This window comes from Parabacteroides sp. KHUB-01, assembly GCF_056640935.1.
On record NZ_CM153256.1, the window covers coordinates 2116236 to 2137215 of the forward strand.

Annotated in this window: 15 protein-coding genes and 1 tRNA gene; 3 read left to right on the top strand and 13 right to left on the bottom strand. The window is 38.3% G+C overall.

Annotation, left to right across the window (positions count from 1 at the left end):
* Window positions 1-83: 83 nt before the first annotated feature.
* From ACYIAR_RS09225 to ACYIAR_RS09255, 7 genes are all read right to left on the bottom strand, one after another.
* Window positions 84-725 (bottom strand): TatD family hydrolase, encoded by a 642-nt coding sequence (locus ACYIAR_RS09225; protein WP_480329070.1) that lies wholly within the window; start codon window positions 723-725, stop codon window positions 84-86.
* A gap of 13 nt (window positions 726-738) precedes the next feature.
* Window positions 739-960: a membrane protein insertion efficiency factor YidD gene (gene yidD / locus ACYIAR_RS09230; RefSeq protein WP_480329072.1), complete on the bottom strand. Its 222-nt coding sequence runs from the start codon at window positions 958-960 to the stop codon at window positions 739-741.
* Window positions 957-1355 carry a ribonuclease P protein component gene (rnpA, locus tag ACYIAR_RS09235; RefSeq protein ID WP_480329074.1) on the bottom strand — a complete coding sequence of 133 codons (399 nt, stop codon included), beginning with the start codon at window positions 1353-1355 and terminating at the stop codon, window positions 957-959. The genes yidD and rnpA overlap by 4 nt, the downstream gene beginning before the upstream one ends.
* Window positions 1355-2113 carry a uroporphyrinogen-III synthase gene (locus ACYIAR_RS09240; protein ID WP_480329077.1) on the bottom strand — a complete coding sequence of 253 codons (759 nt, stop codon included), beginning with the start codon at window positions 2111-2113 and terminating at the stop codon, window positions 1355-1357. Before ACYIAR_RS09240 ends, rnpA begins: the two co-directional genes overlap by 1 nt.
* Before the next feature lie 9 nt (window positions 2114-2122).
* A complete protein-coding gene (locus tag ACYIAR_RS09245; protein WP_480329079.1) occupies window positions 2123-2824 on the bottom strand; it encodes a DUF4271 domain-containing protein in 702 nt (233 codons plus the stop codon).
* Between the two features lie 138 nt (window positions 2825-2962).
* Window positions 2963-4582, bottom strand: coding sequence for a SusD/RagB family nutrient-binding outer membrane lipoprotein (locus tag ACYIAR_RS09250; RefSeq protein ID WP_480329081.1), 1620 nt, complete (start codon window positions 4580-4582; stop codon window positions 2963-2965).
* 19 nt (window positions 4583-4601) lie between these two features.
* Entirely contained in the window at window positions 4602-7742 is a 3141-nt protein-coding gene (locus ACYIAR_RS09255) for a SusC/RagA family TonB-linked outer membrane protein (protein ID WP_480329083.1), read from the bottom strand.
* A 974-nt stretch (window positions 7743-8716) separates the two neighbouring features.
* On the opposite strand from ACYIAR_RS09255, the gene ACYIAR_RS09260 reads away from it, so the two are divergent.
* Window positions 8717-9919 (top strand): mechanosensitive ion channel family protein, encoded by a 1203-nt coding sequence (locus ACYIAR_RS09260; RefSeq protein ID WP_480329085.1) that lies wholly within the window; start codon window positions 8717-8719, stop codon window positions 9917-9919.
* A gap of 15 nt (window positions 9920-9934) precedes the next feature.
* Window positions 9935-10306, top strand: a complete 372-nt coding sequence (locus ACYIAR_RS09265) for a thioesterase family protein (RefSeq protein WP_480329087.1) — start codon at window positions 9935-9937, stop codon at window positions 10304-10306.
* A gap of 112 nt (window positions 10307-10418) precedes the next feature.
* On the opposite strand, the gene ACYIAR_RS09270 is transcribed toward ACYIAR_RS09265, so the two are convergent.
* Window positions 10419-13235 carry a M16 family metallopeptidase gene (locus ACYIAR_RS09270; RefSeq protein ID WP_480329089.1) on the bottom strand — a complete coding sequence of 939 codons (2817 nt, stop codon included), beginning with the start codon at window positions 13233-13235 and terminating at the stop codon, window positions 10419-10421.
* Window positions 13236-13644: 409 nt separating this feature from the next.
* Between ACYIAR_RS09270 and ACYIAR_RS09275 the strand changes: the two genes are divergently transcribed.
* Window positions 13645-15705 carry an alpha-L-fucosidase gene (locus ACYIAR_RS09275; RefSeq protein WP_480329091.1) on the top strand — a complete coding sequence of 687 codons (2061 nt, stop codon included), beginning with the start codon at window positions 13645-13647 and terminating at the stop codon, window positions 15703-15705.
* A 42-nt stretch (window positions 15706-15747) separates the two neighbouring features.
* On the opposite strand, the gene ACYIAR_RS09280 is transcribed toward ACYIAR_RS09275, so the two are convergent.
* The 5 genes from ACYIAR_RS09280 to porL form a co-directional block, all read right to left on the bottom strand.
* A tRNA-Ile gene (locus tag ACYIAR_RS09280) sits at window positions 15748-15821 on the bottom strand.
* 83 nt (window positions 15822-15904) lie between these two features.
* Window positions 15905-17030, bottom strand: a protein-coding gene (prfB, locus tag ACYIAR_RS09285; RefSeq protein ID WP_480329093.1) for a peptide chain release factor 2 whose coding sequence is annotated in 2 segments (ribosomal slippage) — window positions 15905-16966 and window positions 16968-17030 — 1125 coding nt in all. Because the reading frame shifts where the segments join, the coding sequence is not laid out codon by codon here.
* Window positions 17031-17261: 231 nt separating this feature from the next.
* The gene (gene porN, locus ACYIAR_RS09290; RefSeq protein WP_480329095.1) at window positions 17262-18332 is read right to left on the bottom strand and encodes a type IX secretion system ring subunit PorN/GldN; all 1071 of its coding nucleotides are present in this window, start codon (window positions 18330-18332) and stop codon (window positions 17262-17264) included.
* Window positions 18333-18364: 32 nt separating this feature from the next.
* The gene (gene porM, locus ACYIAR_RS09295) at window positions 18365-19933 is read right to left on the bottom strand and encodes a type IX secretion system motor protein PorM/GldM (RefSeq protein WP_480329097.1); all 1569 of its coding nucleotides are present in this window, start codon (window positions 19931-19933) and stop codon (window positions 18365-18367) included.
* Between the two features lie 24 nt (window positions 19934-19957).
* Entirely contained in the window at window positions 19958-20971 is a 1014-nt protein-coding gene (gene porL / locus ACYIAR_RS09300; protein WP_480329099.1) for a type IX secretion system motor protein PorL/GldL, read from the bottom strand.
* Between the last annotated feature and the right edge of the window lie 9 nt (window positions 20972-20980).

Here is a 20980-nt window from a genome sequence, read left to right on the forward strand (position 1 = left end):
AGACATAAGTTTCACAAATCGTATACAAACAAGATAATCAGCCAAATAATGTGATTCTACACGTCTGTACGAACATTAAGCTCTTAGAATAATTCCAGAGAAAGAAATTTCTGCTCAATCTTACTTTCCAATTCATCAACATTCATATTCATAGTATCGGCAACTAATTTATAAACCTCGGATATTGAATAATCATTATCATCTGTTTCAAGAAAGAAAACATCATTCCAAACGGCTTTCAGGGCTTGATGATTGAACATTGGTCCAAAAGATAAAACAAGACCATTTTTCACAAGTTGCTGAGCCTGGATATGATTTCCCCTGAATCCATGAACAATCCACGTAACAGAAGGTTTTATTCGTTTCTTCAAAGCCAATAGCTCGTCAAAAGCCTTTACACAATGAATAATCAATGGTTTCGAATATCGCTCAGCCAACAATATCTGCTTCTCAAAAATATCGCATTGAACAGCCAAATCACATCCACGCAATTTGTCCAATCCTGCCTCACCAACAGCTATTATGTTGGGATTTACTGCAAGTTGTTCCTCTAAAATTCTTAATTGTTCATCAGGATTATCAATATACCACGGATGTATTCCAGCAGAAATGTATTTTCCTTGAAGTTCGGCTGAAGAAGTTTTGATAATATGATTAACAATCTCAACAGTATCCGTATTCTTATCTGAGGCTGAAACTTTATGAGTGTGTATATTAATCTTCATAATAATAGTTTTCTCAAGGAACAGGATCATATCCGCTTCCGCCCCAAGGATGACATCTCATCAGACGGCGAATTGTCAAATAAAGCCCTTTAAACGGACCATGCTTCTTTAATGCTTGCACTGCATATTCGGAGCAAGTCGGAGTGAAGCGGCATGAAGGAGGAGTTAATGGTGATATACAATACTTATAAAAGTAAATTGGGACTAATAAAATTGCAGTGAGGATGCGTTTCATAATCCATTTTTCTCCTTTAACAGGCGTATAGCTTTATTCATTGCCTTTTCAATATCGGCAAAAGGTTTTATTTCTTTTTCAATATAAATAAAGCCTACGAGAATCTTTTTGTCATTACAAGCGAGGGAATCAATAAGTTCATATTTACGTACACGATATGCTTCACGAACCTGGCGCTTTACCAAATTACGCTTCACCGCACGTTTGAACTTCTTCTTTGAAACACTAATCAGAATGGAAGAAACAGCGGGCAATTCTTCTTCTTTACTTAAAGTCAAAAAAACAACCCGTAATGGAAACGCCACAAATGATTCTCCTTTTTCAAATAGAAGGTCTATATAGCGTTTCCATGACAGGCGTTCTGCTTTTGAAAGAGTATATTTTCTTTCAGTCATTATTTTTCTCCTGATTCTTTCTTCAGATATTGCTCCAAAGCAGCAGTCATTGATGGAGCTGCAGGAGTCGGAGCCTCAACGTCAAGTCGCAATCCGGCTTCTTTAACAGCTTTTGCTGTAGATGGACCGAAGCAACCAATTCTGATATTGCCTTGTTCAAATTCCGGGAAATTCTTCATCAATGAAGAAATACCTGCAGGACTGAAGAACACAAGCATATCGTAATCAAATTTTTCATCTGCTGTAAAATCATTGCTCACAGTACGATACATGATAGCTTCCTTGAAGATAATCTTCTTTGCTTCTAGCATCTTGCGTAAATCATCTTTATGAACATCTGATACTGGAACAAGATATTTTTCTTTAGCATGTTTGGCGATAATATTAACCAAATCATCTTGCTTACCAACCTGAGAGAAAAAGATTTTTCTCTTTCTGTAAACTATATACTTCTGCAAATAAACAGCTATTGCTTCTGTCATACAGAAATATTTCATGGTTTCAGGGATAGTAACTCTTAACTCTTCACACAAATGGAAGAAGTGGTCGATAGCCGTTTTTGCAGTGAAAACTACTGCTGTATAGTCCAATATTGAGACTTTCTGCTGTCTGAACTCTTTTGACGAAAGGGGTTCCACCTTAATGAAAGGACGGAAATTAATTTCCACACCATACTTTTCTGCAATGTCAAAATAAGGAGACTTTTCAGACGTTGGCTTGGGCTGTGATACTAATAGTTTTTTAATGCTTAATGCCATATAGCACTTTTAACCAATAAAGTTATACAAATAAACAATGCCTCTGTATAAAAAGTACAAAGGCAAAATTTCTTGGGCACAAAGGTACAAACTTATGTAGAATATTCCTTTATTTCTAATGTGAAATATGCGAATTATCTTGTAAATTATTGCAAAACGTGATAAAAAATAGAGAGAAACAAACAAAATCATTGGTAACAGATGTTTATTACCAACAAATACTATCCATAATGATGGTAAATACAGTGATACACCCCAAAGACTCATTATTGAATTATAGCAGCTTCGGCAATTATCATACTGCTCCTTATCAGCAAACACATATCCCCAAAGGTAATAAAACAATTGCTTAACAATAAAGAAAATGAGGAATACCAGGAAATTAATTCCTATACACGTAAGCACATATAATGGGTCGCTGAAATCAACCTTTCCCAGGTTCTTCATCACAACATATAGAATTACGGAACAAAGGAACAATGGTTGTATAAGCAAATATGTACGGAAAAGAAAGCTATTCTTAACATTCGATTCGAAAAGATTCTGACGAGATTTGACAGACCAAGCATCTTTAGCCAATCTAAAAAAAAGATGATAATTATTTCGGAAACCCAATGCAAAAAACGAAAAGGACAACAAAAGCATTGCAAACATCAAATCGTTAACTTGCTGTTCGTTCCATAAATGTATGCCTATATATCCTTCAAACATTTCCTAATATGCGTTTATCTGCTGCAAATATAGAACTTTTTGTGTTTTAAAACATGAAGGACATACCTTATAAAATCAGAAAAGAGACTATGGCAATAACCATAGCCTCTTATTCCTACATCCTATCAAATATATAAATTATTTTGTATCCCACCACACACGCGACATAAACGTATCGCCATTTTCAAGTTTTGAAACTGCGCTATTGTAATTGTCACTGTTGACCTGGGATTCAGTTGAAGGATATGCAAAACGACGTGGAATAGAACCATCTGTTGCACACAATCCGTATGTTTTTGCATTCTTAACTGGGACAAGTTCAGGATATCCAGAACGACGCCAGTTTGCAAATGTTTCATATTCATCACAGAAACAGTTAATCCAATACTGAGTATTAATCTGTTTCAATGAACCATCAAACGGATTCTTAGCCAAATAAGCATCAACAGCATCTGATGTCAGATACTGATTATACAAAGCTGTTGCATTTGGGAATTGTGAGAACTGTTCCATTGCAGCACGTACACCTGTTTCATAATATGTCTTTGCATCACCACTTATCCATCCGCGAACAGCAGCCTCAGCAAGAAGCAACTGAGTCTGAGCATAAGTTACGATAAATGTCGGTGATGTCGGATTTGAATATGTGTAACGGTTGATTGTTGAATAAACGCTTCTATAGTTATCAAGATATTTATCATCCTTAAATTCCGGATAATCTATACCAATAAACCATTCATTAGTCTTATCGTTACTGTAACCACAAGGCAAACCTTTCTGGATTGCAGGATCTGAATTACCATACTGATAGTTACTTGCGTCCTGAACAGAAATTGTCGGATCCTCACAAACAGTTGTAATCAATGCCAAACGAGGGTCTGATGTTTCCTTAAGCATATTAACGAAATATTCACTTACGAAAAACTCTCCACGATCTTCATGTGAATAAATCTTTGCATAAGGTTCAGAAGAGTCATCTGTAGTAACACCTGCAGGATGCTCCAGTTTTACATTTTCTGCATTTGAAGTGATCAAACCATTAGAAACAGCTTTATTAACCCAAGTCTTAGCAGTTTCCGGTTCAACCTTTGACATACGCATAGCAATACGCAACATCAATGAATTTGCAAACTTAACCCATTTTTCTGCGTCACCCTGGAAATAAACATCCTGTTTACCCATCTTGGCAACACCTCCAGCCTTAAGATTAGCCTGAGCTTCGTCAAGTTCTTTCAGCATATCCATGTAGATATCTTTCTGAGCATCATAAACTGGATATGAATATTCGTTAGGACGACCAGCCTGAGAATATGGGATATCACCATAAAGGTCTGTCATACGATGCATACCGTAAACACGTACGATACGTGCCATATTGTAGTCAAGTTCATAACCTTCCTGATCTTTCCACAAATCCATAACTGTTGTTACATCACGAAGTGCGCCACGGTCGCCACTGTATATTCCCCAATAAGCAGAAGAATAACCTTCGTTGTAAGCATACAAACTATAGTTCCACCAGTTTCTTATTGATGATACGTGCTGCATCCACTGTGCTGAATAAATACAAGCATTACGCCATACATCCCAGTCAGAACCCAACATCTGATGCTGTGCATTTGTGAATAGCATTTCGTAAGGAACATTTCCTTCGTTCATGTGCTCCGGATCAATATTCGTATCTCCGAAATCGCTACAACTTGTAGAAGCAAAAACCAATGACGCTGCAGCGAAAGCATATTTAATATATTTGTTCATAATCGTTTACTCCAAAGAATTAAAATTTAACATTAACATTGAAACCTACGCTTCTTGTTGCAGGATAACCATTAAGTTCAAGACCCTGACCATTTGAGTTGTTGTATGCAGCTTCCGGGTCAATGTTGTCAGTATGTTTGATAATTGTCCAAAGGTTACGACCAACCAATGAAACATTCAAACCTTTAACAACTTTCATCTTTTCCAAAACTGATTTAGGGAATTCATATCCGAATGACAATTCACGCAATTTCAAGAAACTTGCATTGTAAACGAATTCTTCGCCAATATTGTTATTACAAATACCCTGATAATATGTCTGAGCATCTACAGCAACTGTATTTGGAACGTAATTTCCATTTGCATCAAGCATTACACCTTCACCCACAATGCTTCCTCCAGGATTTTCAGCTGTACGGCCAACCAAAGTATTCTTGTGCAAACCTTCGCTATACAATGAATAGTTTGTTCCTGAGAATATATCAGCTCCTGCTTTGAAATCTAACAAGAATGAAAGTGAGAAGTTCTTATACTTGAATGTATTTGCCCAACCACCAGTGAACTTGTAAACACCATTACCTAAGCTTGACAATTCATCTTCTCTCTGAGGAATACCATTATTGTAAACGATATTGCCCTGAGGGTCACGTTTGTATTTATAACCGATCAACTCTCCATAAGAAGAACCAACTACGTTCTGAACAGATACGTTACCAGAGCGAGATGTAGCACCATCAATCTGCAACATCTTCACACCTTCACCAAGATAAAGAACCTCACTATCATTCAAGGCAAAGTTGAATGTTGAGTTCCACATGAAGTCTCTAGTCTGAACAGGAACGAAATCTACCATAAATTCGAAACCTTTGTTTCTGATTTCACCTACGTTCATAACCTTTGAGCTATAACCAGATGCAGAAGAAGTTGAAACAACAGCGATATCATCTTTAGTATTCTTCACATAGTATGCCATATCAAATGTCAAACGGTTGTGGAAGAATGACAAATTCAAACCTGCTTCCCATTCAGAAATACTTACAGGTTTCAATCCCGGATTTGGATACTGGTCGTTATTGTTCTGAGTAACTGTGTGCTGACCATTAACTGTATAATCTCTCAACTTATAAAGCAACAAGTTCTTATATGGGTCAGTACCGTTTGATGCAGATGCATAAGAAGCACGAACCTTACCGAAGTTGAACCAGTCTGGAATATCGAATGTATCTGTGAATACCCAAGACAATGTTACAGACGGATAGAAGAAACTGTTGTTCTGAGGAGACAATGTTGAGAACCAGTCGTTACGTCCTGTCAAGTTCAAGAACACCTGATTTTTCCAACCGAAATCTGCTGTTGCATACACAGAGTTGACTTGATATTCTTGATATGTTTTAGCAGCACGCTTATCACCCAAGTTATTTACTGACCACAAACCGTCAACGATGAAAGGACGACCGCCGTCACTCGGAGTATATTGTTTTGTTATTGTACGCTGGCGGTTACCACCCAAAGAAGCTGAAACAGACCAATCACCGAACTCTTTGTCGAAACCAATCAAATAGTTCAAGTTCATTTCAGAGAAGTTCTTTGAATATTCTGTCAACCAACCGTTAGGATCGGCAGCTGCACCTGTTGGCTGCACCTGTTTGAAATCCAAGCTGTAACCATCACGCTGAACAGCTCCCTGAGCATACAACCAGTCTGTGATGTCCCACTTCAATGTCATAGATCCAGTCAAACGGTTCTTGTTCATTTCATTAGTCTTACGATACTGCAACCAATACGGGTTGTTGAAATATACGTTAGTACCACCAAGCATTTCAGAACCATCAGGATTAGTACCCCAATCGCAACCTTCGCCACCACGTTCCAACCAACGGATATCAAATGAGTTACCACGGTGAATCAAAGATGCGTTGGTGTTACCGTTACCATCAGACAAGTTTGAACGGCCATTGAATTTTTCAAATACGTAGTTGGCATTAACCATCAAATGAAGATTCTTGAAGATATCATATGTTGTGTTCATATTGATACCCTGCTGGCTATTACCTGCATTTGGAAGAATACTTCTTTCCGTAATATTTGAAATACCAAAACGATAAGTAATCTTGTCGCCAGCACCACTTATTGAAGCAGATGTTGAGTTGTTGATACCTGTACGATAAAAACTATCCCAGTTATCTACATATGAATATTTATATGTATTACCCAAGAAGTTTACGGCATCTCCACCATCCATAACATCACCCCAGCTATACATTTCTGAAGATTTAGCTGAGTTGATATCTGTTGGACGGCTACCGTATGTTCCCTGACCAAATACCTTCTGATAATCACGGTAATCATAGATTGTATTAAATGTCAAGTTGTTGTTGAATTCAATACTTATAGGTTTACCTTTCTTACCTGATTTTGTTGTAATCAAGATAGCACCATTACCACCACGATAACCATACAATGCAGAAGCAGCAGCACCTTTCAAAACCTGAATGCTTTCGATATCATCAGGGTTGATGTTGTTCAAACCATCACCCATATCCAAACCACCCCAAGTTCCGGCACTACCCAAGTTCTGGTTGTTGAAAGGAACACCGTCAACAACATACAATGGCATGTTGTTACCTGTCAATGATGCGTTACCACGGATTACGACACGAGAAGAACCACCACTACCAGTTGAGTTACCAGACACACTTACACCGGCAACCTTACCTGACAATGCGTTACCCAAGTTCGGGTCGCGGGCCATTGTGAAGTCTTCACCACCAACCTGAGTTGTTGAATAACCCAAAGAACGAGACTGGCGTTTGATACCCAATGCAGTAACAACAACTTCATCAAGTTTCTGAGTGTCTTCAATCAATTTAATGTCAAATGTTGTTTGATTTCCGCTTACAACGAATTCTTGTGTAGTATAACCTATATAACTAACTTCAACAGTTGCTCCTGCAGGAACATCCAATGAAAAGTTTCCGTCCAAGTCTGTAATCACACCATTTGTTGTTCCTTTCTGAACGACATTGGCACCAATTACAGGAATACCAGCATTATCAACAACAACACCAGAAATTTTCTTGGTTTGTTGAGTAACACTTACAGCATTATTCTCAGCCTTAGCTGAAGCGTCGATTGGTGCAGCATTAACGCCTACAGCCAAACAACTCAGAGAGATCCCAACGCACAACTGCTTAACAGGAATCAGATTACTCTTTTTTTTTCATACTTTTTTTGTTTATTAAGATCAACTATTGTTTTTTCAAATTCCTATTTGGCAAATAACAGCGGCTATAAAAAGACTCTTTTTTTAAGCCGTTTTTATTCTATTTTTACTCATTATCAAAAACTATATGAAACACGGTTAATCAACATTAATATCGTACATCTAACAACACTAGGAAATATCTTTTACCCAAATCTAGTTCAAATATCTGAATATCTTATAGTAATAAGAAAATCTCCAATTCGATTTATGGAATAATCCAATTGTTTATCATTTATTTGTGTATCATAAAGTATTGGCAAATATAATGCTATTTTTATCAAACGGTAACACCTCAAACAGTTAAAAATTATATATTAACATTATACTTAACAGCTGTAGTAAAGAGTATTATAATCATTTTGACCATAAAAAATCTATTATATCTTTCAAAATATTATATTATTCCACATATAAAAAGGCAAAAGTCTGAACTTAATATAAAATTCAATCAAAACTAAATTGTCAATAAACATCTGTTCTTTACCAGAAAAAATGATAAACCCTATAATTAATACTCGGATAAACAAGCTTCATTCATAAACAGGTTTTAATCCTTTTAAGTTAAACTAAATGTGAACATGATTTTTTATCTCAATGAAACTTTATTTCCATATATTATGGAAAACTTTTTCCACATATTGTGAAAATTTTTTTCCACATATTGTGAAAATTTTTTTCCATATATTATGAAATTTCTTTTTCATATATTATGAAAAAAGTTTTCCAACCAATAAAAAAAGCCTGAAAATATAAGTAAATATAAATCAATATATTACGCGTATTCTTATTATTTTTAAAGAATAAAAATATAATATATCGGAACTATTACGTATCTTCAAAATTACAAACACTAATTAGAAAGGAATTTTATGAACGAGCTTAACAATCTTATTGCCAATGAAATGATTGAGTTGGGCGTACAGAATCAACACGTAGATTGGGGAACAAGAGCTGTAATTCTCCTTGTGATTATCCTTGCATCGTTTATTGCCACCAGAACATTCAGACATTTGGTCATGCCTGTTGTACAACGAATAGCCGAAAAGACAAAAGTCACATGGGACGATTATATGTTCAGTAGTAGTATGCTAACAGCTTTCAGCAGAATCATACCACCAATTATATGGTATATGTTCCTTCCACTTCTGTTATTCAAACAGCCTACGCTTCTGAATATATCACAAAAGGCATGTATGGTTTATCTGATCGTTGTAGTGCTCAAACTGATAAACCTGTTTATGAATACTCTCAACGAGATATCAAACGAACACGAGCGCCTGCGAAACCGTCCTCTCAAAGGTATTTATCAGATGATTAATCTGATATCTATTGGTGTAGGAATGATTCTGATAATTAGTATACTGATTGACAGAGACGCAACATCCATTCTTGCCGGACTTGGTGCATCGGCTGCTATTCTTATGTTGATTTTCAAGGACAGCATCCTCGGTCTGGTTGCCGGAGTCCAGCTTTCGGCTAATGATATGCTTCGACCGGGCGACTGGATTACAATGCCAAAATACGGGGCTGACGGAACAGTGGTGGAAGTGTCGCTGACAACCGTAAAGGTTCAGAACTTCGACAAGACTATAACTACTATTCCGCCATACGTGCTGGTAAGTGATTCATTCCAGAATTGGCGTGGAATGCGAGAGAGTGATGGCAGACGAATAAAACGTTCGCTGAACATTGATATGCGTACTGTGCACTTCTGTTCTTCAGAAGAAATAAAAAGATATACGGAGAAAGGTCTTATACCGGAAGATATGGAGATTGACGAAAAGACTGTTAATCTGGAGGTTTTCCGAAGACATATAATTTATTATCTGCAAAAACATAAGAATGTAAACAATGATATGACACTTATGTTCCGTCAGATGCAACCAACTCCGGAAGGATTGCCTATGGAGATATATTGTTTCTCAAAGAAAAAGGATTGGATTGATTTCGAAAATGTACAGGCTGATTTGTTCAATTATATAATTGCAATTGTTCCGGAATTTGGTCTGCAGGTTTTCCAACGTCCAAGTGGAAATGACTTTTATCAGAAGGAAAAAGAAGAAATTTTATAACGAAATAAATATTTTATGGAAACAGGATTGAAATTCAGCAGTAGTGTTGTAGTCAACAAAGATAATCTGGCGATTACATTGGGTTCGGGTGATTTGGAGGTGTTTGCAACTCCGGCTTTGGTTGCCCTAATGGAAAATGCGGCAATGAAAGCTGTAGCAGATTCACTTCCGGAAGGTTCAACTACAGTGGGAGCAATGATGCAGACAAGCCATGTAAAGCCTTCTGCAATTGGGGAAACAGTTACAGCAACTGCAGTTCTTAAAGAAATTGACGGACGTAAACTTACTTTCGAAGTTTCGGCATCGGATACTAAAGGCATTGTTGGCGAAGGAACTCATATAAGATATATTGTGGACAGAGAGAAGTTTATGTCGAAATTGAAATAATTATACAGTTGACAAGGCTTCAGATACAAGTTGACCAAGTTATAATAAAAAAGACACCGAAAATACAGATGTTTGTATTTTCGGTGTCTTTTCAGTTTCTATTAAGATTGTATCATTTCGGTCCCATAACAACTTCCACGCAATTGCCCTGACTGATGAAATCACTCATAAATTTCTTTATATCGTCAGCGGTAATGCTTTCAAGTGTTTCTTTATAATTGGTATAGGCATCCATACCTCGAAAATAATAAGAATCTATCACGTTCAGCCAATAAGAGTTTTCCTGCAAACGCTCGTTGTGACGTTTCAGCATATTATCACGGCTCTTTGTCAAATGTTCTGATTTAGGGCCATCGGTTGCAATACGCTGAATTTCTTCGTCAACAATTCTTACCATATTCTCCCATTTCTCCGGATCTGTATCAAAGAACACTTGCAATGTTGTTTGTCCTTTAGGGAAATCGCTCAACGAAACGCCGGCATAAACGCCATAACTTCCGCCTTCTGCCTCGCGAATAGTTTCGGTATATACAAGATCCAGAATCTGGCTCAGCAATGAAGCTGTAAGCAAATTCTTCAAGTTATATTCGCTTTTGCCGGAATAAAGCTGGAATACTGACGATTTAGGAGTTTGCATCTCACGGCTGAAATGATTCTCCAATTTGCCTTTCATTATTTTAGGCAGAGCATCCGGCGATGGCTTGTCCACACGCCCGTTGGCAGGCAAAGTGGCAAGATATTGCTCAATATACGGACGGATGCTGTCCACATTCAAATTACCTACAAATGTGAAAGTAAAGTCGGAAGCATCGCCATATCTTTCCTTATAAATATCAAGTATGCGCTGATAACTAATCTTATCGAAATCTTCTGCCTCAAGTGAAACAGCACGTGGATGATTGTTGTAAACAACCTTTGAAATAGTATCGTTCAACGCTGTTGACGGATCGAGCTTAGCATTTTCCAGCTGAGCTTTCATTCTGTTCTCGAATGAGGCATAAGCATCATTGTCAGTTCGTGGCGAAGTCATTGCAAGATAAATCAACTCGAACAATGTTTTAACATCATCCGGCGAAGCATAACCGTTCAGGCTTTCATTGTCAACGCCAAGAGAAGCGGAGCAAGAAACTTTCTTTCCTGCCAGTTTCTTACTCAAGTCTATTGCAGAGAAGTTGCCCAAACCACCAAGTCCGATAACTGAATTGAAAACTTTCATATTCTTCGCATCGTCAATTCCGACCATAAAGCTTCCACCAGGACTAGTTGCAGTCATCTGTATCTCGTCTTTCTTATACTCTGTTGGCTTAAGAACTACACGAACACCATTACTCAATGTAAGAACTGTTGCGTCAAACAAACCATCGTGTTCTTCCTTGACAATTTTCCCTGGAGCAGGAAGTTCAGGAATAAGCGGGTCATTATTCACCTCTTCCTTATAAGGTTCCACTTTCTGGCTTCTTGCTTTGTTGAACATTTCCAGAAGTTCTGACTCGGTTGGATAAACTACTCCTTCTTTCTCCGGACCACTAAGAGCAAGGACAATATTCTTCTCTCCTATTACTTGAGATAAATACTGATTCACCTGTTCTACAGTAATATTTGGTGCAATCTGATTGATAAGAGTATATTCAGTTTCAATTCCGGGAATATATCCGCCTTCGGTGAAATGGTTGACATATTCTTTGGTATAAGAGCTGTTCTTCTGCTTGTCACGCTCATTGAAAGCTGATTCGTATTGTTTCAGTATATTTATTTTAGCTCTTTCATACTCTGAAACAGTGAAACCGAACTGACGGGCACGTTCCATCTCACGGACAAGAGCTGTCATTGTAGAGTCTATCTCACCTTCTTTTGCTATAGCCGCAATTGTAAACGCATCTTTCGTACGCGCTACCATAAAATCACCGTCATAAGCCTCAGCATATACAAATGGAGGATTTGCCTGGTGAAGCAATGATTCAAGTCTTTCATTCAATATCTGAGAACATACGGCAGAGATATAATCAGTTATCAAACCTGCGGCAGTTGAACGGAGCTGAGCTGGCATCGGGTCATATTTATGATAAATATAGATTATTGTGCTCGATGCTTCTTTGTCTGTTGCAATGGAAACTATAGGCTCGTCATTATCTGCTACAGACACATATTCACGTTTTGCAGGATTAACCGGAGCAGGAATATCGGAAAACATAGTCTTTATTGTTTTCTCAACAGTATCAACATCCACATCACCAACAACAATTATAGCCTGCAAATCCGGACGATACCATTTCTTATAGTATGCTCTCAGTTCTTCGGGCTTGAAATTGTTTATCACATCTATCGAACCGATTGGAATTCTGTTGGCATATTTATTTCCTGGAAACATTTGTTGCAACTGCTTTTCCAGAAGTCTTTGGCTAGCGTCACGTCTGGTTCGCCATTCTTCACGGATAATTCCTCGCTCTTTCTCAATCATTGAATCTGTAAGAGCAAGAGAATTGGACCAGTCGTGAAGGATAAGCAAACAACTGTCCACAACATTAGGCTTATCAACAGGAGCATTGATAATTGTATATACAGTTTCGTCGAATGATGTATATGCATTCAGGTTTTCTCCCATTCTCATTCCAACGCTCTGTAGATATTTGTCAATTCCATTTTCCGGGAAATTCTTTGTACCGTTGAAGGCCATATGTTCCAGGAAGTGAGCAAGGCCAGCCTGATTGTCTTCCTCCAAAACCGAGCCGACATTCTGCGCGATATAAAAATCAGCTCTGTTTTCCGGCAGCTCATTGTGCCTGATATAATAAGTCAAACCATTGTCCAACTTTCCGTATCTGACCTTTGGGTCGATTGGTAGAGGCTGCATTTCCTGGGCTTGCAAAAAGCCAGAAGAAAGGAAAATAATAAGCAAACAGCCTAAACATAAAAAAAACTGCTTTTTCATATAATATGATTATTTTTATTCAGTTGGCAAATCTAAATAAATTCAGAGAAAGTATATTCGGATACTAGTACAGTTTATTTCTGTTTTCAAATATTTTCGTTTTATTTGCTATTGGAAGGACATCTAATAATGATAAGAAAGAAACGAAACCCCTATAAACAATTAAAGGCTGTCTCACGACAACCCCTAATCAAACTTTGTTAACCTTAAATCTAATACTATTATGAAAAAACCACGGTGCAAAAGTATAGCTAATGCAAGCATTTGTCAAGTGTTTTTGCGCTAATAAATATTAAACGTCGGATAATAAATGCAAAATATAGCTTTTAGTAATATTTTTCCGTAGATTTGAACCTGAAAACTTAATCACTCACGAATTATCATCAATAAAATCCATATAAATAAAAACATGAAACACAATTTTAAATCAATTCTTACGGTGAGCCTTGCCGCCATCGCTTTATCGTCCTGTGACAATTCCAATCCTCCAGCTCCGATTATGCCGGTTCCTACACCGGAACAGGTTGAATGGCATAAAATGGAAACTTATGCTTTTGTGCATTTCGGACTAAACACATTCAACGATTTGGAATGGGGATATGGAAATACTCCTGCATCTACATTCAACCCTGTCGAATTAGACTGTGAACAATGGGTAAGAACTATTAAGGCTGCAGGTCTTAAAGGTGTTATCCTTACTGCAAAACATCACGATGGTTTCTGTCTTTGGCCAACAAAAACAACAGAATACAGCGTAAAGAATTCTCCCTGGAAAAACGGAAAAGGAGACATGGTAAGAGATCTGTCTGATGCTTGTAAGAAATACGGACTTAAGTTTGGTTTGTATTTGTCGCCTTGGGACAGAAATAATGCCAACTATGGAACTGATGCTTATGTAGAAACTTATCATGCGCAAATAAATGAACTTATCAGCAACTATGGTCCGCTATTTGAATTCTGGTTCGACGGTGCAAATGGTGGAGATGGCTGGTATGGCGGTACAAACGAAAAACGCTCAATCAACGCCAAAACTTATTACAACTACGAACGTGCCAAAGATTCAATCAAGGCAAAGCATCCGAATGCTATGATTTTTGGAGGAACTGTTCCTGATATCAGATGGATTGGTAATGAAGATGGTTGGTCTGGAGATACACAATGGAGTATCTATGCACCAGAACCAATGATGAAAAACTATAACCACAGTATGTGGGGAGACGAAAACCAGAAACAATGGTTAGGCGGAGAATGTGACGTTTCTATCCGTCCGGGATGGTTCTATCATGAAAGAGAAGATCATCAGGTTAAATCTCTTGCTACGATGGTTGATTTGTATTACAGAAGCGTTGGACATAATGCAAACTTCCTTCTCAACTTCCCTGTTGCTTTGACTGGAAAGATTCCTGCTTCAGATTCAATCCGTGCGGTTGAATGGTACAAGACTATTCAGGAAGATTTCAAGACTAATCTTCTTAAAGGTGCTTATGTAGAATCAAGCAGCCGCCGTGGACAGAAATTCAGCGCAAACAATACAACAGACGGAAACTGGGACAGCTATTGGGCAACAGAAGATGGCGTAAACACAGGAAGCCTTACTTTCACTTTGCCTTCAGAAACTAACGTCAACAGACTTTTGTTGCAGGAATATATTCCATTAGGACAGCGTGTACGCAAATTCGATATTGAGTATGAAAACAATGGTATGTGGCAGCCGGTAGAATCTGTTGACTCTACTACTACTGTCGGCTACAAACGTATCGTGCGTTTCCAAACTGTAAAAGCAAAGAAATTGCGTGTTAATTTCCGTGACGCAAGAGGTCCGCTATGCATAAATAATGTAGAAGCTTATCTTGCTCCGGCTTTGATTACAGAACCTGTTATTACACGCGATGAGAATAATATGGTAAGCATAAAATCCGGTGATGCAAATGCTATTATTTATTACACTACTGATGGCTCTGAACCAACAAAAGAATCAAATGTATATAATGGCAACATTGAGTTCTCCAAAAAAGGAACAATAAAAACTATTGCTTATGACAAGACTTTCGACAAATATAGTCCAATAAGCTTTAAGGAATTCGATATTCCTTCAACAGCATATACTTTGGTATATCCTGAATCAAAAGAGCCTAAAAACTTATTTGATGGAAATGGACGTACATGCGTAATTATGCCTGAGAAAAAACAGGAAATAACAATTTCGCTAGATAAAGCATATAAATTGAAAGGATTCCGCTATACTCCGGATCAGAACAGATTTTCCGGTGGACATATTTCAAAATATCAGCTGTATGTTGACGGCAAGCTCGTTTCTTCCGGCGAATTCTCAAATATAAAGGCTAATCCAATAGAACAGGAAATTTTGTTTGCTCCTGTAAACGGAAAGGAAATAAGATTTGTGAACGTTCGCTCTGTTGACGATGTTCCACAAGTTTCAATAGGTGAATTTTCAGTAATATCAGAATAAAACAAAAAACCCCGAAGTTCAGAACTTCGGGGTAATTTTTTGTGGTCCCACTTGGGCTTGAACCAAGGACTCCCTGATTATGAGTCAGGTGCTCTAACCAACTGAGCTATAGGACCGGGATTCAGAGGAACATCGCCCTCTGAAATCGGATGCAATATTACAACATATTATTGAATTATGCAAATTTATTTTGAAAAATCTACTTTTCAGCAGCATCAGAAGCTGCGAATTCCATCAGATAAGCCTTGATAAAACCATCAATTTTACCATCCATAACACCGTTTACATCAGATGTTTGATAGTTTGTACGATGGTCTTTCACACGACGGTCGTCAAACACATAACTTCTTATCTGCGAACCCCATTCGATTTTCTTCTTTCCAGCCTCAATTTTAGCCTGCTCTGCCATGCGATGCTTCAATTCTTTATCATACAAGATTGAGCGCAACTGACGCATAGCGTTCTCACGGTTCTTTGGCTGGTCACGTGTTTCGGTGTTTTCAATAAGGATTTCTTCCTCTTCTCCTGTATAAGGATCTTTGAACTGATAACGCAAACGCACACCGGATTCCACCTTGTTTACGTTCTGTCCACCAGCACCACCGGAACGGAATGTGTCCCATGAAATTGCAGCCGGATCAATCTTTACTTCGATTGTATCGTCAACAAGAGGAGTTACGAAAACAGAAGCAAACGATGTCATTCGCTTTCCCTGAGCATTGTAAGGAGAAACACGAACAAGACGGTGAACACCGTTTTCACTTTTCAAATATCCGAAAGCATAATCACCTTCAATATTGAAAGTCACAGTTTTTATACCAGCCTCATCACCTTCCTGCAAGTTGGCAATAGTAACTTTATATCCGTTGCTTTCTGCCCAACGCATATACATACGCATAAGCATTGAAGCCCAGTCCTGACTTTCAGTTCCACCAGCACCGGAGTTGATTTTGAGGACACAACTCATCTGGTCGGCTTCCTCACGAAGCATATTTCTGAACTCAAGATTTTCAACCAATTCCAATGCATGATTATAGCTTTGGTCAACTTCTTCTTCAGAAACTATACCTTCTTTTACATATTCATAAGCAAGTTGCAACTCTTCAGCTGCGCCCTTTACTTCGTTATATAGTTCTATCCATTTCTTAAGGTCTTTAACCTTCTTCATCTGTGCTTCAGCACGCTTTGCATCTTCCCAGAAACCAGGGTCATGTGTACGAAGTTCTTCTTCTTCAAGCTGGATGGTCTTACCATCGATGTCAAAGATACCCCCTCAGCGCCTGCTCGCGCTCCAACACATCGTGTAGTTGGTCTGATGTAATCATAATTCTTTCTCTATTATATTATTGGTAAATAAAATTCTGCTACAAAGATAGTGAAAGGTGAGCGTAGAGACAAATCATAAACTTGTTTTTGATTGATTCTACCGAAGCACATCTTATCATTAGGAGAATATATAAATAAGAAAAGGTCGGTATCTTTTCTCAGAAACATTACAGTATTTCTATAAAAAGATACCGACCTTTTTGAAGAAAATATTATTAGAAAAAACTTTTTTATCTGCGGCGTCGCACCGAACGAGTCGGAGTTGTATTTGCAGGTTTCGGAGCCTTAGTTTTAACCTTAGTTTCCTTTTCCTTGCTCTTCTCCGCTACTTCCTTCTCTTTCTTGGCTGCTTTCTTTGCATCCTTGCTATTTGCAGCTACAGCTGTAGTATCAGGCTGCATCCAAAGGGATTTTTCAAAAGTAACAAGCTGATTTTCTATCTTTTCCTGTTCCTTTTTCAAAGAATCTGGAGTCGGGCAATAAGCCTGAAGCGGCTGATTCAGCAAATTCTGAGTTTTGATAATATCACCCTTAAACATTCGTCTGCGGAAATAATCATCATAAGTAAACGTCATGACATTGTTTGTGTTTGATGTCATGATATAAGTGTTGTTGATATAAGGACGTATAGATTCGTAAGGAACCCAGAACATAGCCATTGTTGTCTCGCCTATATCACCATTTGATGTAAGAATAGGACAAATAGCCAAAGTCTTCACATCGAATACTGAATTCTGCTGGTCGAAATACCAGGCTTCTTTCACATAATAAGACTTTACATCAGCAGAAGGGATATCGCTTTCATTAACTATGAAAGATGCAGGCTTATCACCTTTCGCCGGCACTTCATCATAAAAGATATGGAATCTATCAAGCAAATCCTTAAGCACAACCTTGCGTGATTCGCTGAAATCTTCATATCCATCAAGATATTCATACACATCCAGCTTGTCGTCACATATCAGTTGAAATATGGTTGAGAACAGATTCATCTGTCCGTTCATAGGCTGAGTGGGATAATACAAAGGAGCATTGGCTTCTTTGGTCAAATCAATCTGACGATATATAACACGCATCCAACGGGCATTTGATATATCCTGAGTCATTCGTTCGTTCAAATCAATAGCACGCACTGTCAGTTCAGGAAGGCCTTTATTGTCATCTTCCTTTGCACGTTCGCCACGCGAAGCCACCGGTGTTCTTCGGCGATTCTGATCAGACGAATTATCATCTTGTGCCATAACAGGCATTGAGGTAAACAAAGCTGCCACAAGAGATGCTATGTAATAAATACGTTTCATATTCATTGTTTTCTTATCGAATATACTGTATATTAATTCACTATTACTTCAATTGGTGAAATAGTACGTTCCTTGCCATCAGGACCTTTTACCAGAACTCTGGTAATATAGAATCTTTTACCACGAGCCAAACGACGGATATAATCCTTCTGACGCTGAGAGAACTCTCTTCCCTGAGCAACTTCAGGAATAACATTTCCCATAGAATCGAAGAATGTTAGCTCGAAACTCAAAACCGTAAAAGGCACATTCAGCAAATCATCGTCGATAGCTGCCATAATTCCATCGGCACCGACCAAATCACGTTTCAACATCTTACCACCACGGAATTTCTTGACATTTCCGTTTGCATCCTTATATTCAATATAAGGCATTGGGTCTGGCAATGCACGTACTCGGAATGATGTCTGAGCCATCTCAACTGTTCTGCCATCTGCCATTCTGGCTCTCACTGAAACTACTGCTTCTTTACCTACAGTAGTTGGTTTTGCCTCCCACACATCTCCATTTCGGGTCAATGTTCCGTTTGTCATTGTTGCCGTAACATTACTACTTGGAACACCCGGAACAGCAATTCTTAACGGATTGGAAATTCCGGCATAAAGAACATTCATCAAAGTAGGAGCAACAGTAGCACTAGGTTCTGTTACGAAATACTCGCTCTTGAACGGATATTTCACCATTATACCTTCACTGTTAGGCATCTGTATATATCCTTCGACAGGGAATGTACCTGTTGAACCTGCAGTTACAGTAAACAACCCTTCCTTATCTTCAGGCAACTGCTTGCCGTTGACAAATATCGAAGGTCTCTTTGTTGAATCGACAGCCGACAAAACAATATTAGCCTTATATTGTCCGCCACGCATAACAATCTGACTTTCCGGTATTACCTGAGCCTTTATCTGATTGACGCGATAATCGCCCATATCAACACTGCTAAGCAAATAGCTGAGCACCTGACCCTCTATGTTTCGTATATCACTTTGCATTTTAGTAAGCAACGTGATAGAAGCAGCAACCGGCATATTCTCAAACAAAGCCTCTTCCCATTTACGGATATTAAGTCCAGGTTTGCGAGGAGCTTTTGTTGAAAGAGAAGCATCAATCACCGTTGTCATAGCAGAATCAATAACCATCTCACTCAAGAAACTTCTATAAGAATCTATTGCTTCACGCAAATTCTTTCCTTCTCCCGAAACAGGAGCCAGCATAACCCTTGTTGCAGCTTCCAAGTCATCTTTATGCTCAATGTTGTTTACATTTGCATTTTCTCCATCTGCAATCTTGGCAATACGAACTTTCAAATCTTGAATATAATTGAACAAAGAATCGGATTTATCCGTTACTTCCTTGCCTTTCAAATACCATTCCTTAACCTTTTCAGGATTACTCTCATAGCTTGAATTCAAGGCATCGGCAACTATCTCGTTGCGATGAACAGAGTTGTCGATAGAAGCATGCAAACTATCTTCCACCAATTCAAAGCCATCGAGGACCTCTGACGATACATTCAGTGCCATCATTGCAATAAACACCAAATACATCAGATTAATCATCTTCTGACGAGGCGAATTCGGATTATTAGATATTCCTGCCATTTTATTCCTTTCTATCTTATAATATTACTGCTGTGGAGTAACATATGGATTTTGCTGATAATTCGCTCCATAGTGCGGTTGCTGATACATTGGCTGCTGATACATAGGTTGCTGCGGAGCCATATTTACAGTCATCGCCTGAAGCAGTCTTGAATAAACCTGATTCAACTGTGCCAGCTGTTGAGTCATTTTTTCTGTCTCACTCTTGAAAACAGAGCTGTCAACAACTGAACCGTTATACATATCTCTCATTCTTGCTATGCTTGCATTTATCTGTTCAAGATTTTCAAGCTGCATAGAGATTCCACGCATCTGAGCTTCATAAGCAGCATTCAATCCACTCATATTGCGGTTCAGAGATTCCATCTGCTGAACATAGCCTTTAGAGTTGAGAGTTATATCATCTGAGTTTTCAGTAATATGCTGATAAGAGTTGAGCAATGTTGAAGAGACGTTAGTAAGCGAAGTTGTCACCTGCTTGAACTGTTCCATCTGTTCAGCCATTGTTGAAAGCTGTTCCAAGTATTTTTGTGTAGCTTCTGTCAGCTCTGCCATCTTTGAAATCTGTTCGGCTGCGCCACTCAGTTTCTTGATACTGTCAGACAAATTCTTTGTATCTTCTTCTGTTACATTCAAACCTAAAGAAGCCGCAGCATTTGCGCCGTTGACAGTTGAAGCTGCTCCTTGCATATTTATAACTGTACCACCGGTATTTACAATACTATTCAAACCAGAATCTCCTTTAGAAAAATCCGGACGGTCAAGCGGGTTCTTTGACTTCAGAACAGGGAACACATCTTCCCAATGATATTCATCTCCAGGACGTTCGAAAGCAGATATGAAGAACACGGCAGCTTCAGTAAGCATCGCAACAAACAAAATCTGATTTGCGTATGGCAAGTGCAAAAGTTTGAACAATGCACCGATAATTACAATAGAAGCACCCCAGCTATAGCAGAAATTCAACACTCGCTTTCCCTTTTCGCTGGAAAGGAACATTTCCATTATGTTTTTATATCTTCTATATTTCTTTCCCATTATAATATA